Genomic DNA, 13910 nt, shown 5'->3' on the forward strand with positions numbered 1-13910 from the left:
ACATTTGAACATGAAAGAAGCTTATAGAAAGCGCATTCTGGTGACGGGCGGCGCAGGCTTTCTCGGCTCGCATCTGTGCGAGCGACTCGTGGCACAAGGTCATGACGTGTTATGCGTCGATAACTTCTACACCGGCACGAAGGACAATATCGCGCATCTGTTCGACAGCCCTAACTTCGAGCTGATGCGCCATGACGTCACCTTTCCGCTCTATGTGGAGGTGGACGAAATCTATAACCTCGCGTGCCCCGCTTCGCCGATCCATTACCAGCACGACCCGGTGCAGACGACGAAGACGAGCGTGCACGGCGCGATCAACATGCTCGGGCTCGCCAAGCGCGTCCACGCGAAGATCTTCCAGGCGTCGACGAGCGAAGTCTATGGCGACGCGCACGTGCATCCGCAACAGGAAGCGTACTGGGGCAATGTGAATCCCATCGGGCCGCGTTCGTGTTACGACGAAGGCAAGCGCTGCGCCGAAACGCTCTTCATGGATTACCGGCGGCAGCATGGGCTGTCGATCAAGATCGCGCGCATCTTCAATACGTATGGGCCGCGCATGCATCCGTCGGACGGGCGCGTGATTTCGAACTTCATGATGCAGGCGTTATCGGGCCAGCCGATTACGGTGTATGGCGAAGGCACGCAAACGCGCTCGTTCTGTTATGTCGATGATATGGTCGATGCGTTCATCCGCCTCATGAATACGCCCGACGAACTGACGGGCCCGGTGAATCTCGGTAATCCGCACGAACTGACGATGCTCGAAGTCGCGCGGCGCATCATCGCGTTGACGGGCTCGTCGTCGGAGATTGTGTTCAAGCCTTTGCCGATGGATGATCCATGGCATCGACAGCCGGATATTGCGCTCGCGCGCGAGGCGCTCGGCTGGTCGCCGACGACGCCGCTCGACGAAGGGCTGCAGCGCACGGCGCAACATTTCCGGCAGATCATCGAAGCGTCGGAGTCGCGCGCGGCGCAGCACATTTAGTCCGTGCGCGCCGTCACCGCACCGATCGTCCCGATCAGCTTCGGCGCAGGCACGGGCTTCGTGAGATGCGCCTGAAAGCCCGCCGCTTGCGCGCGTGAGCGCGCTTCGGCCTGCGTATGTCCCGTCAGCGCGATCGCGGGCATGCGTTCGCCGAGCGACGCCCCACGGCTCGCCTCTTCCTCACGAACGCGTCGCAGGACTTCATAGCCGTCCTGCTCGCCGCCGAGCACGATATCGCAGAGCAACACGTCGGGCCATTGCGCGCCCGGCAGCGCTCGCAGTTTCGCGAGTGCCTCATCGCCCGATGCGCACAACACCACATGCGCACCGACCGATTCGAGCACACCCTCCAGCGCATCGCGTGCTTCCTCCTGATCGTCGAGCACCATCACCGTGACGCCGGCGAGCGCATCGTCGTGCGCGGCTTCGGCGGTGGCCGTATCGTCGAGCACCGGGCGCAAGGGCATCGTCGCGACATAGGCGACGTGCTTGTCGATATAGCGCACAGCCAGGCTGCCGCCTGACTCCGTCAATGCGTTCTCGAGACGCCGCACCTGTTGCTGCGACAGATCCGCGGGATTCGGGCGTTGTCCCATCACTGTGAGGCTCGCGTGATTGCCTTCGCGGAACACGCGCAACTCGATGCGCTCACCGCGCATCGCGGCGCCCATCTGCGCGCGGCACAACTCGGCGACGATCTGCTGCAGCACACTCGCATCGCCGGATACGCGCAAGCCCGGCTCGGTGATGACGGTATATAGATTCACGCCGCGCGCCGCGATCTCTTCGTGCAGCGCATCGACGACGCCCGCGACGATCGCGTCGAGCCCGACCGCCTGCGCCGAGACCTTTCGTTGCGCGTGCTCCAGCTCGCCCTGCTGCCACTGCAGCGACCACATGCGCGCATACACGCCGTCGCGTGCGAGCAGCTCATGGTGCTGTCCCTGCTCGACGATACGCCCGTGCTCCATCACGAGTATCCAGTCCGCATCGACCACGGTCGAGAGCCGATGCGCGATGACGATTGACGTGCGTCCCTTCGCGAGACGATCCAGCTCGTTCTGGATCGCGCGTTCAGAACGCGTATCGAGCGCGGAGGTCGCCTCGTCGAACACGATGATGCGCGGATTCTTCAGTATCGCGCGCGCGATCGCGATGCGCTGACGTTCGCCGCCCGAGAGCCGCACGCCGCGCTCGCCGACACGGGTCTCGTAGTGATCCGGCAGGCGCTCGATGAAGCCATCGAGTTGTGCGGCGCGCGCGGCGTGCACGATATCCGCGCGCGTGGCCTCGGGACGGCCATAGCCGATGTTGTAGGCGATCGTATCGTTGAAGAGCACCGTGTCCTGCGGCACGATGCCGATAGTCTCGCGCAGGCTGTTCTGCGTGACGTGCGCGAGGTCCTGTCCGTCGATCCGTATCGCGCCCGCGGTCGGCTCATAAAGCCTGAACAACAGCTTCACGAGCGTCGACTTGCCTGAGCCGCTGCCTCCGACTACGGCGAGCTTCTTGCCTGGATGCGCGCGAAAATCGACGTCGCGCAAAATCTGCCGCGCCGGATCGTAGCCGAACTCGACATGATCGAACTCGATTTCACCCGCCGTCACGACGAGCGGTTGCGCCCCTGCCTCGTCCACATCCTCGCGCACGCGGCCGCGCGACAGAAGAATGTTGAACATGCGCTCGACGTTCACGAACGCGTCGTTGGTCTCGCGAAACACGAAGCCGAGCGTGTTGAGCGGGTTGCAGACTTGCACGATATACGCGTTCACCAGCACGAGGTCGCCGACGCTCATCGTGCCCGCGACGACCTGTTGCGCGGCGCGCAGCATCACCGCCGCGATGCCGACGGCGATGATCGTGCTCTGCCCCACGTGCAGCAGCGTCAGCGCGCGTTGATTGGCGACACGCGCATGCACCCAATCGTCCAGCACGCTCGTGAGCCGGTTCGTTTCGATGCGCTCGCTCGCGAAGAACTTCACGGTTTCATAGTTGAGCAGGCTATCGACGAGCCGGCTGTCGGACTGGGCCTCGAGCTTGTTGACCGCGCGCTGGAAGCGCATGCGATAGCGCGTGAAGATGAGGGTCCATACGGAATACAGCACGAACGTCGCGGCGATGATCGAAATGAATTCGATAGCATAACTGCTCATCATCACGGCGACGACCGTGCCGATTTCGATCACCACCGGCACGATCGTGAAGAATGCGGTGCCGAGCAGAAATCCGACGCCGTCCGCGCCCTTTTGCACGTCCCGCACGACAGCGCCGGTTTCGCGCTGCGCATGAAAGCGCGCGCCCAGGGCATGAAGATGAGCGAACGTTCGCTCTGCAAAGGACGCCACGGTGCGCTGCGTGACGATGCTGAACACCACGTCGCGTGCCTCGTTCAGCACGTCGCCGAGATAGCGCAACAGAACGTAGGCGAGCACGAGAAAGACAGGAAAGACGACGGCCGATGCAGGATGACTGAACTCGTCGATGACGCGCTTGAGCATCAACGGCACGGCTACGACCGCGAGCCGCGCGCCGATCATCAGGACGATGGCGGCGGCGGTCTGATAACGCCACGCCCACACCGCGCGCCACAGGTCGGCAACGATGCGGCGGCGCACCTGGGTACGCGCTGCATCGGTCGATACGCCCGGCGTCACTCCTTCCAGTCCTTGCGCTTGCGGGTGTCGGAAGAAGCCGATGCGCCCTGCGCGTTCTTGTTCTGAACGCGCTGTTCTTCGGTGCGGCTCAACGTGGCGGGGTCCGTTCCCGACTGGCCCGCCGCACCCGCGCCGCCCTCCACGCCGGCGGACTTCCCGGACTCGCCGCGCGTTGACGCATTGCCCGGCGGCCCCCCGTTTTGCTGGGCCCATGCATTGGCGCCACCCCACATGCAGGCGCACGCGAGCGTGACAATCGTTACAAGGCGAAATTTGCGGTTCATCTGCACCTTCCGTTTGCGCGAACACTGCACATGCAGACGCGGTTCGCACGAGTGTTTCGATAGTCGTTCATAGCAATGCACGCGCCAGAATGCGCGACGCGTCGAACCGGAGCGGCTTCGTTGCATGTTAGACGGGTTTGCCCATCGCGCGGTCGATTTCTTCGTGCTATTGGGGGCTTCAGGATGACGCAGCGCCACTTCGCTTCAGATACCGCGCGATGAACGTGCGCGTCACATCGTGAGGAAAACGCACGGCCACGCTTTCGCCGCTGACCATTTCCACGACACCTTCGCCATAGCGCCGCACGAGGACGCGCTCGCCCCGCTCCAATGCGGGCACCGTCCGCTTCGGTCTTGCCCCGCCTTTCAACCGGGCCTGTTCGACAAGCTCGCGCGGGCTTTCGATGACCTCGGGCGGATGCAGGCAGTTGTCGCACTCCCCACAGGTCTTTCCCTCGAGTTCGTCGCCGGGCATGACGTAATGCGCGCCAGAGGCGGAGACCGTTTCGCACGCGCGTGCTTCATCCGTGTCGTGCGCGAAATAATCGAGCAGGATGCGCCATCGACACCGGGCGCTTTGCGCATAGCCGATCATGCTTTCCAGCACCGCGCGGTCGCGCTCCGCTCGCGCCACATAAGCATTCGATGCTTCGTCGAGTCTCGCGGCGGCCTTGCTGCCGTCCTCATCGATCAGCTTCATGCCGCCGTGACGCGTGCGTCGCGTCATGCCGATGTCGTTGAGCAACGTCGCCGCGACGCGGAGCTTGTTCGCGCCCACGTCGGGCAACGCTTCACGCAGGCGCGCAAGCGGCTTCTCGAGCGTCTTGCCGCTGTTCTCGTTGGCGAGCTCACGCACCGTGCGCGCGACGCGTTCGATCGTCTGCGCGCTCGGATAGCGGCCGCTCAGGAAGAACTGCTGCACCTGCTTGTCCTTCAGTTCGAACAGCAGCGTGCAGTTTGCCGGTTTGCCGTCGCGTCCCGCACGGCCTGCTTCCTGATAGTACGCATCGAGACTGCCCGGCATCTGCGCATGGATGACGAAGCGGATATCGGACTTGTCGATGCCCATGCCGAATGCGTTGGTGGCGACCATCACACGCGCCCGGTCTTCCATGAACGCGTCCTGTGACGCGGACCGCGCGTTCGCCGCGAGCTTGCCGTGATACCGCTGCGCCATCACGCCCGCTTCGACCAAAGCCGCATGAAGCGCGTCGCATTCCGCGACTGTCGCGCAATAGATGATGCCGCTGCCCTTCTCGCTGCACGCAAGTTCGACGACGCGCTTGCGCTTGTCCTCGGAGTTCGTCATCTGCTCGACGGCGAAGCGCAGGTTGTCGCGATAGACACCCGTATGAATGATATTGGCCTTGCGCATCGCGAGCTCGCGCACGATATCGACGATGACAGCGGGCGTCGCCGTCGCCGTGAGTGCGAGTACCGGCGGGCGGCCCAGCAGCGCGAGCGCCTGCGTGAGCTCGACATACGCGGGACGAAAGTCGTGTCCCCACTGCGAAATGCAGTGCGCCTCGTCGATCACGACGAGCGCGATCCCGGGGAAGCCCGGCGTCTTGAGTTCGTCGAGGAACTCCGTGCTGACCAGACGCTCCGGCGTGACGAACAGCATGCGCAACGCGTTTTTGGAGAGGGCATCCATTGCGTCGCGCGCTTCGCTCGCGGAGAGTGCGCTGTTCAGGACGGCGGTCGCAATGCCGGCTTGCGTCAACTTCGTCGCCTGATCGCGCATCAGCGAAATCAACGGCGAGACGATGAGCGTCATGCCTTCGAATTGCAGTGCGGGCAACTGGTAACACAGCGACTTCCCCGCGCCGGTGGGCATGACAGCAAGGGTATCGTGCCCGTCCATCACGCTGCGGATGACGTCTTCTTGTCCGGTCCGCAGATGCGGAAAGCCGAATACTCTACGCAGCGCATTTTCCAGTTGTCGGTCGAGCGGCTTGCGCGTGCGTTCTACGGTCGAAGGCATAAGATTCCATCGTTCGGAGCATGCGTTTGATCCGCTCGCGGTTCAACGCTTGCTCCGTTGTCTACAGGGACGTCGGCCGAAGCGGTCGCTTCGGCACTTTGTCAAACGCCCGCCGCGCCGCCTGACGGCACCTCGACGGGAAGCGAACGCTTATGCTCCGTTGCGGTATGGAAGCGCCGAATCGTGAGAAGCACCTCCTCGCTTACTTCCTTTCCCTCGAGAAAATCGTCGATGTCCTCGTAGGTAATGCCGTAGCTCTCCTCATCGGGTCGTTGCGGCGTGAGCGTCTCGAGATCGGCGGTCGGAACCTTCATGACGAGTGAGTCTGCCGCACCCATCGAACGCGCAAGCGCGCGCACGCGACGCTTCGTGAGTCCCGACAGGGGCAGCACGTCCGCGCCGCCATCGCCGTACTTCGTGAAGAAGCCCATGAGGGACTCCGCCGCGTGATCCGTGCCGATGACGACGCCGCGCCGCGCGCCCGCTATCGCGTATTGCGCGATCATCCGCTCGCGTGCCTTTATGTTTCCCAGCACGAAGTCTTCCTGGAAGTCATCGGTGTACTGTGCGCCGCCCTGCTTTAACGATGACAACATTTCGTCCGATGGCCCCTTCACGTTGACGGTCAGCGTCTCGTCGGGACGCACGAACTGAAGCGCGAGCTGCGCGTCTTTCTCGTCGCGCTGCGCGCCATAGGGCAGTCTGACAGCGACGAAGTGAGCCTCATAGCCGCGTGCACGAAGCCGCTCGACGCTCAGTTGCGCAAGACGTCCCGCCGTCGAAGAATCGACGCCGCCGCTGATACCGAGCACGTACGTCTTGAGTCCCTGTGAAAACAGGTAGTCGGCGAGAAAGGAGATGCGACGCTCGCGCTCTGCATCCACATCGAAATCGCCGGCGATGCCGAGTTCGCGGATGACCTGTTGCTGCCATTGTTGCCATTCACTCCTGCTTTCGTGCATGCTCGCCTCCCTGTTCGTTCGCTCAGCCTTGCCGCATCTCGTTGAAATGGTGTTCGATGCGCGATAACGCATACAGCGCGGCAGCTTTTCGGACTTCGTTGCGTTCACCCTCGAAGACCTTGGTCTCACTGAAAGTCTGGATGCGACCGTCGCGCAGCTTGTAAGACCAGGCAAAGCATTGCGTGCCGGCCGGCGGGCCGTCGTTTCCGGGAGGCGCATCGGCGACGCCCGTATTCGACACGGCAACATCCGCACAGCACGCCTCTTGAGCCAGCGCGCCCTCGGCCATTTCTCGCGCGACCGCCTCGCTTGTCAGTCCGTGCTGCTTCATCGTTTCTTCACGTACGCCGAGGAAGCCCGCCTTGCCAGTCGGCGAATAAGTCACGAAGCCAACATCGAGGCAAGCTCCGCTTCCCGGCACCGATGAGATCAGCGAAGCGATAAGGCCCGCAGTGCACGACTCGGCCGTCGCGAGCATCAGGCCGCGAGAGCTGAGAAACGACACGACCTGTCTCGGGATGTCCACTCTGTCTTCTCCGTTCTCGTTGGCGACTACCGGCCGACGCAACGGATCAGCAATCCGTAGACCAAAACGGAACACTGGACCGCCTTGTCGGCGCCGCGTTTTCGAAGCAGCGTGTGCCATAACAAGCGACGCCACGCCTTTTCTTCTGATGAATCAGGAGAGGCGTTTACCGTCCGGTCGCTCGGGCTTGTTCCCCGGCTTCCTGCGCAGCGTCACCGTTCGTGTTCTGGCCGCTCGTAGCGCCTTGCGCATCCTCGGCTTCGATGGATGCTATCGCCTGCTGCCAGAATTCCTCGGCGCGTCCGTCAGGCGAGCCCTCGCGCTCCCAAATCTCATAGGCGCGACGACGAATGCGGTCTTGCTCTTTCTGATCATCCATGACCTTTCTCCTGTTATGCGGCATCGCCGCCGCCGGATTGCGAAGCTTGCACGCTGCTGACGCAACCATCGTGCCGCGGTCATTCGATGCACTACGAGACCGGCAACTCATCGGGCCTCTGCCAATCGGCACGCCGTTGTCGGTAATTGCTTCCCGCTTCGATCGTGACGCTGAACATTTCGCGGCGATCAGCCCGCAAGATTTCCGGCGTTGTTGACGTTAACGCAGATACGTTGAACCGTGCGGTTCGCCCGATCGAACCGACGCACTATTACAGAGACCCCGTCCCACGAATGAACGACGCATTCCGCCCGATGCCGGATGAGAGCGGTGCGAGTGCCACGGACAGAGCCGCGGCGCCGAGCGCTGTCCCGCAGAATCAGCAATTCCTGTCTTTCGTCCTTGCGCGCCACGCCCGGGGCGTGTCGCCGCGCGTTCCCGGTCTCATGCTCATCGCGATGGCGGGCTGCGGCGTCGCGTCGATAATCTTTCAGATGCTCGGCGACCTGTCGCCTGGCGTGCGGCTGTTGCTTGCTGCGGGCGCCGGCGCCGGCGTCCTCGCGCTCGGCTGGCGATACCTGCGAGGTGAAGAGGCGCGTGCGGTCGCCGCGCACGCCCTCGCGAGCGCGCTGCTCGACGCCAATCGCGAGTGCATGAAGCTCCTCGATGTGAACGGCCACATGCTGCGCATTTCGGAGTTCGGCGCCGAGCTGATGCAGGCCCCGTCGCCCGAGGCGCTGGCGGGCGCAAACTGGCTCGGCTTCTGGTCCGGCGAAGACGCCAGCGCCGCCCGTGTTGCGTTCGACGGCGCATTGCGTGGCGCCCGGACCGCGTTCACAGGCGCGTGCGCGACGACGCAGGGACAGCCGAAATGGTGGCATTCGCGCCTCATCCCCATCATGGATGCGCGCAAGCACCGCGTGCTCGCGCTGCTCTGCGCCTCCACCGATGTCACGCTCGAACGGACGCTCAGCATCGACCTGCGCGCCAAGGAGCAGCTGATGTCGGAGATGGAAGCGCACGTCAGCATGGTGTTCTACTCCTATAGCGCGGACTTCACCTACTTTCATCATGTGAGTGCGGGCGCCCGGACCGTGTTCGGCATCGAGCCGGCGGTGCTTCACGCCCATCCCGCCGCCTGGCTCGATCTCGTCCTGCCGGAAGACCTTCCCGCGTTGCAGGCGGAGATGCACCGGATCGTCGCGGAGTCGGCTGAAGGCCGCATCCAGTACCGTATTCGACGCGCGAACGGGCAGGTTCGCTGGATACGCAGCACCGGCTTTCCCATGCGCAGCGAAACGGGTGCCGTGACGCATATCGTCGGCATCAGCGAGGACGTGACCGTCGAGCACGAGCATCTGGCCGAGCTCGACCGTCTCGCCTACTCCGACGCGCTCACGGGCCTCGCGAACCGCTGCGCGCTCGTGCGTCGCATCGAGGCGCTATGCGCTGCCGGGCTGCCGTTCGGGCTGATGTTCATCGACCTGGACCGCTTCAAGGTGCTCAACGATACCCTCGGCCACACCGCTGCAGACCGGCTGCTGCGGGAGGTCGGTCACACCATCAAGGCTGTGCTGCCGCCAGATGCCTATGTCGCCCGTCTGGGAGGCGACGAGTTCGCGGCGCTCGTCGCCGCCCCGGCCGACAAGGACGCTCTGTCGCGCGAGGTAGAGGCCGTGCTGCGGGGAATAGCCGAAAGCGGACAGGCGAGCCGCAGCGGCGCGTGTGTGACGGCATCGATCGGCGTTTCCGTGTTTCCGGACGACGGCGTGGATCACGAAGCGCTGCTGACGAGTGCCGACATCGCCATGTACGCCGCGAAAAAGGCCGGACGCAACGGCTTTTGCTTCGCCGCGAAAGACGCCATGAAGCGCATCGTCGAATTCGAACTCGAACGGGACCTGCCTGCGGCGCTCGCAGAAAACCAGTTCGTCCTTCACTATCAGCCGATTTACGACGCCCGCTCGCTCGGCGTTCATAGCGTCGAGGCGCTCATACGCTGGCGTCACCCGACGCGAGGCCTGATTCCTCCAGGCGCGTTCATCCCGATTCTGGAGGAGAGCGGCTTCATCGTTCCGGTCGGCGATTGGGTCATCGAACAGGCGCTGAGCCAGCTCGCCCGATGGCGGCAAAAGACGGCCACGCCGCTCGGTGTCTCGATCAACGTGTCTGCGCGGCAGTTCGGCGGCCGCCGCATCGTCGATGTCATCCACGACGCGTTGAGCCGTCATGACGTGTCGCCTTCCAGCCTGCACATCGAAATCACCGAAAGCGCGCTAATGGACGATCCCGCGCTCGCGCAGGAGACGCTCAGAGCGCTCAGGCGACTCGGCGTGGGCGTGGCGATCGACGATTTCGGCACCGGTTATTCGAGCCTGCGCTACCTTGCCGACTTCGCGCCCGACATGCTGAAGCTCGACCGGTCGTTTATCGGGCGCATGGCGACCGACGACTCCATCGAGATGATCGTGCGCGGGATGATCGACATATCGCACGGTCTGGGCGTGCGTGTCATCGCCGAGGGCGTCGAGCACGTCACGCAACTCGACGCGTTGCTCGAGGCGCGTTGCGACTTCGTGCAAGGCTATTTTCTGAGTCGGCCGCTCCCGGCAGAGGAGATCCTCGGCGTGAATGCGTTTCCGTCTGCCGTTCTCGAAAGCGAGTGACCGATTCAGGCTGTGCGCCTGCCCGCAGTCTTGTCTTGCGCCCTCGCGAGCCGCCGCGCGATTTCGGCGGCCGCCCCGTCGTCATCCGCGATGTTCAGAGGGCCTCCGTCGCCTTCCGATGCGAGTTTCAGATAGGCGGCGGCGAGCTTGCGCAACTCGTCCTCGGTCGCGTCTTCAATGCCGATCAACTGATTGCTCGCCAGGCGATGGGACGCCAGCAACTCGTTGAGCTTCAGATGAAGCGCGACGCTGTCCTTGTTTGCGCTCTGCTGAATGAGAAAGACCATCAGGAACGTGACGATCGTCGTGCCTGTATTGATGACCAATTGCCAGCCTTCGGAAAAGCGAAACATCGGTCCGGACACGAGCCATATCACGACCGAGATGACGGCGAGCCCGAATGCCACAGGCGAGCCCGCCCATCGCGTGACGGCACTCGCGAACGCGTCGAACGCCCGCGTGATCGGATTGGCTTTCGCGTAGCCCGGACTCGACGTCGTGGGCACGGTGTGCATCGGCTCTGCATCGGGCAGTGGGTTTTGTCGACTCATATTCGGGGCCGCAGAAGTAGTTCGAGCCAGAAATTTATCAACCGGACCTTTCGAAGGACATACGGGCGCCGTTTTTCTCGCTTCTGCCCGCGCCAATGCCGCTCACGGAGACCGGCTCATCGGGCGCTATATTAGGCCAACGCGCCAGCAGTTTCAGCGGGACATGCAACGCTCGCCATGAATCTTTCACCGGACTCGGCCTTTCAAGGCCGGCATCGAACCTGTTCCAGTCCGCGGAAATCCGTCGGGTACAGATCGGCACTCCCGTCCAGGTTTCCAGTCGCTGCGTAGAGCAACGGCTGCCCATCCGGATCGAGCACCGCGCCGTCGACGACCTGGCCCACCACCAGGCGATGATCGCCGGCCTCGATGTCGGTGACCGTCTGACAGTCGAAATAAGCAAGCGCGTCGGGCAATAGCGGCGCCCCCGTACGACCTGCACGCCACTGCACCGACGATAGTTTGTCGACCGCGCGGCCCGATTGCGTTCCGAAGTGCTCGGCCGATGCCTGCTGGTCCGCTCGCAGCACATTGATCGAGAAGACCCGCCCGCTCTTCAGAATCGCATAGGACGCGTGTTCCGGATTGATGCTGAGCGCGACGAGCAGCGGGCGATAGGAGACCATTGAGACCGAACTCGCAGTGAACGCATTTCGCAGATTGCCGTGCGCGACGCCGATTACATGGACGCCTGTGGTCAAGCGCCGGAAGAGGTCCGCCATGCCGTTGGCCATCACACCACCTTTGGTGTCGTTAGCCCTGCGATTCTGTTGATTCGATCATCGCGAAAGCTGTTCGCGCTTCATTCAAGGTTCGTTGCAATTCAGCGGGATGACAGTCCTGTTGCGGCGGGCGTGATAGCGGTATCGAAGTCGCCCAGTGCTTTTTCGAACCACACAGACCTGTCCGCCGAACGATTGCCGGGCTCGACCGACATGCGACGGTACCCACGAGCTTCGCAGGCCCGCGATGCACCCCGCTCGGCCGGCGTAACGCAGAGCCGCAGCACGTGATAGCCCAGCAAGCGTGCTTGTCCTTCGAGATGTGACAGCAAGGTCGCTTCGAGACCGCGATATTGCAGACGAACATATAAAAGCCTCACTTCGGCGACGTTGTAGCTTTGCCGTCGGATCGCTCCGCATCCCATCGCTTCGCCCATCGAGTTTCTCGCCAGCACGAAACGGGCGCGGATGCTCCGCAGGTCGCCATATGCAATGCTCTGCTGTGCGCTCTTCCCCGTCATCGCCGCGAGGTAGGCCGAGCGTTCATCGCATAACATGCGTGCGTCGAGCGAATCCGGCTCTTCGCTGCCGATATAGATGGTTTCGAAGTCGGTCATGCTTGCCTCTGCTTAAACGGAACCGGAAGGTAATGTCCGTTGTCTTGCCTAGCAATGTGCGTTCCGTCTGGTCGGGATTGCCATATCTGGCAGGAATGAGACGAATTAGACCGTGCGTGCCGAATATTTCCGTTGGACGGTTAATCGCCGCGTCGGGCGACGCGTAACGCTATTCCGATGCGGCGAATGTCGGTCCACGCCGCAAACGAATCGGACCACGAATAGTCAGTTCGGGGTTCAGCGTCGCCCGGCCTTGTGCGATGACGATTCTTCCGTCACAAGCCAGATGTGCAGCCACTTTCCGTACCGAGGGCATGAGTGCGCGCCATTCCTCTTCATCGCAAAGAAGCGTGCGCGCAACGTCCGATGGACAAATCGAGCTTGTTTCAGCGCGCCGGCCGAGCAGATCCAGCACGCAACGTTCGATGTCGAGATCCGTTATGGTCATTGCTGATTGCAAGCCTCACGCGTTTGCCGATCTTTCGAATTCTCATGCGAAGCAATATGCAGCGGCCGCCTCCGTCAGAGCGATGCCGCGTAGTTCCTCGGGCGATGCGAAATGCACATCGATGATCTCACGGTTATCGAGCCGTAGTTCGGGCATGGAATCGAGGTGCAGTTCGAAGAAATGCACGGTGTCTCTTCGTCCATCCCAGACACCGCAGGCGCTGCCCGCCGGAATCAGCGCGTGTGACGAGAAGCCGATCTCCTCGTCCAGTTCGCGCAATGCTGCCTCATAAGGCGTCTCACCAGCGCTCACACTGCCGCCGGGCAAATTCCATTCGGGCCTATACGATGACTTCACGAGCAAGAGCGTTCGTCCGACGTAGATCGCCACGAGCGCGCCTTCATGGTGAGGCCGTCGAAGGTGCCACCACACGCGAGCGAGCTGATATCCCGTGCGAAGCAGCATGCGCCATACAGAGTCGATAAGCGTGGCCGGTCGCGCTCGTTCAACGCTCGGCATCGGTGCTCTCCTTTTTCCTTTCAAATATCAGAAGGGGTGGCCAGAGTTCTGTGCGGCTTCGGCAAGACGCGCCCCGCGTATTGGTCGAAGTGATCGATATTGGCTGCGGTATCGCCGATCACACCGGAGCTGGGGTATTCGATTGTCGCACGTGCGCGAAGGTGCACCCGACGAAGACATGGAAGTTCGCCTGCAGCATCATCATGGTGCGTTGGCGCACGTCAAAAAAGCGCGTCGATGATTCGCCGGTTTCGATTCTCCTCGGGCTAGCCGGAGCATTTGGTCGAGAAGCGTTATGGGGAAGCGGTCAAGGCCGGTCCTGCCAAGCTTCTCGACGCTCGGACACGGAAGCCTGGCAACGCGAACCCGGGGCGCAGACAGAGGTTTTGCATCGGACCTTGGAGCCACGGGGCGGTGTTAGCCGACCTACAGACTGCTCTTGGACGCGCGGATCATCCGTGTCGGAAATACGCGTAAACCCCCATCAAGTCCCGTTGAGCGGATGCCGTTATCCCCAACAAGCTACAAGTGGTAACAGCACGCGGAGAAGCTAACGTTTGCGCAAGACTGGACTTTGAGGCCCGCCGTGAACGGCATGTCTGAACGT

At 62.7% G+C, this 13910-nt stretch carries 14 protein-coding genes; 3 read left to right on the forward strand and 11 right to left on the reverse strand.

Annotated features, from left to right (window positions below; all coding sequences use genetic code 11):
• The first annotated feature begins 10 nt into the window (after positions 1-10).
• On the forward strand, positions 11-991 hold the full coding sequence (locus tag NCS58_RS19685; protein WP_061117981.1) for a UDP-glucuronic acid decarboxylase family protein: 981 nt from the start codon (positions 11-13) through the stop codon (positions 989-991).
• On the opposite strand, the gene NCS58_RS19690 is transcribed toward NCS58_RS19685, so the two are convergent.
• From NCS58_RS19690 to NCS58_RS19715, 6 genes are all read right to left on the reverse strand, one after another.
• A complete protein-coding gene (locus NCS58_RS19690; RefSeq protein WP_061117980.1) occupies positions 988-3645 on the reverse strand; it encodes an ATP-binding cassette domain-containing protein in 2658 nt (885 codons plus the stop codon). The two genes, NCS58_RS19685 and NCS58_RS19690, sit on opposite strands and share 4 nt — an antisense overlap.
• Positions 3642-3929: a hypothetical protein gene (locus tag NCS58_RS19695; protein ID WP_143756326.1), complete on the reverse strand. Its 288-nt coding sequence runs from the start codon at positions 3927-3929 to the stop codon at positions 3642-3644. The genes NCS58_RS19690 and NCS58_RS19695 overlap by 4 nt, the downstream gene beginning before the upstream one ends.
• Before the next feature lie 178 nt (positions 3930-4107).
• Entirely contained in the window at positions 4108-5913 is a 1806-nt protein-coding gene (locus NCS58_RS19700; RefSeq protein WP_250538862.1) for an ATP-dependent DNA helicase RecQ, read from the reverse strand.
• Between the two features lie 101 nt (positions 5914-6014).
• Positions 6015-6875, reverse strand: a complete 861-nt coding sequence (nadE, locus tag NCS58_RS19705; protein ID WP_061117977.1) for an ammonia-dependent NAD(+) synthetase — start codon at positions 6873-6875, stop codon at positions 6015-6017.
• Between the two features lie 22 nt (positions 6876-6897).
• Positions 6898-7401: a CinA family protein gene (locus NCS58_RS19710; protein ID WP_061117976.1), complete on the reverse strand. Its 504-nt coding sequence runs from the start codon at positions 7399-7401 to the stop codon at positions 6898-6900.
• 166 nt (positions 7402-7567) lie between these two features.
• Positions 7568-7780 carry a DUF2934 domain-containing protein gene (locus tag NCS58_RS19715; protein WP_086961023.1) on the reverse strand — a complete coding sequence of 71 codons (213 nt, stop codon included), beginning with the start codon at positions 7778-7780 and terminating at the stop codon, positions 7568-7570.
• Here NCS58_RS19715 and NCS58_RS19720 point away from each other — a divergent pair.
• Positions 7779-7997, forward strand: coding sequence for a hypothetical protein (locus NCS58_RS19720; protein WP_143756325.1), 219 nt, complete (start codon positions 7779-7781; stop codon positions 7995-7997). The genes NCS58_RS19715 and NCS58_RS19720 overlap by 2 nt on opposite strands.
• Positions 7998-8073: 76 nt before the next feature.
• Complete coding sequence (locus tag NCS58_RS19725; protein WP_250477468.1) at positions 8074-10446, forward strand: bifunctional diguanylate cyclase/phosphodiesterase; 2373 nt, start codon at positions 8074-8076, stop codon at positions 10444-10446.
• Positions 10447-10451: 5 nt separating this feature from the next.
• On the opposite strand, the gene NCS58_RS19730 is transcribed toward NCS58_RS19725, so the two are convergent.
• The 5 genes from NCS58_RS19730 to NCS58_RS19750 form a co-directional block, all read right to left on the reverse strand.
• On the reverse strand, positions 10452-10961 hold the full coding sequence (locus NCS58_RS19730) for a low affinity iron permease family protein (protein ID WP_250477469.1): 510 nt from the start codon (positions 10959-10961) through the stop codon (positions 10452-10454).
• Between the two features lie 239 nt (positions 10962-11200).
• Positions 11201-11731 carry a flavin reductase family protein gene (locus NCS58_RS19735; RefSeq protein ID WP_061117973.1) on the reverse strand — a complete coding sequence of 177 codons (531 nt, stop codon included), beginning with the start codon at positions 11729-11731 and terminating at the stop codon, positions 11201-11203.
• An 89-nt stretch (positions 11732-11820) separates the two neighbouring features.
• Positions 11821-12336, reverse strand: a complete 516-nt coding sequence (locus tag NCS58_RS19740) for a GNAT family N-acetyltransferase (protein WP_061117972.1) — start codon at positions 12334-12336, stop codon at positions 11821-11823.
• Positions 12337-12505: 169 nt separating this feature from the next.
• Positions 12506-12796: a DUF3253 domain-containing protein gene (locus NCS58_RS19745; protein ID WP_250477470.1), complete on the reverse strand. Its 291-nt coding sequence runs from the start codon at positions 12794-12796 to the stop codon at positions 12506-12508.
• A 30-nt stretch (positions 12797-12826) separates the two neighbouring features.
• Positions 12827-13303: an NUDIX domain-containing protein gene (locus NCS58_RS19750; RefSeq protein WP_061117970.1), complete on the reverse strand. Its 477-nt coding sequence runs from the start codon at positions 13301-13303 to the stop codon at positions 12827-12829.
• Positions 13304-13910: the final 607 nt, after the last annotated feature.

Source organism: Caballeronia sp. INML3B, assembly GCF_023631305.1.
Classification (GTDB): domain Bacteria; phylum Pseudomonadota; class Gammaproteobacteria; order Burkholderiales; family Burkholderiaceae; genus Caballeronia; species Caballeronia turbans.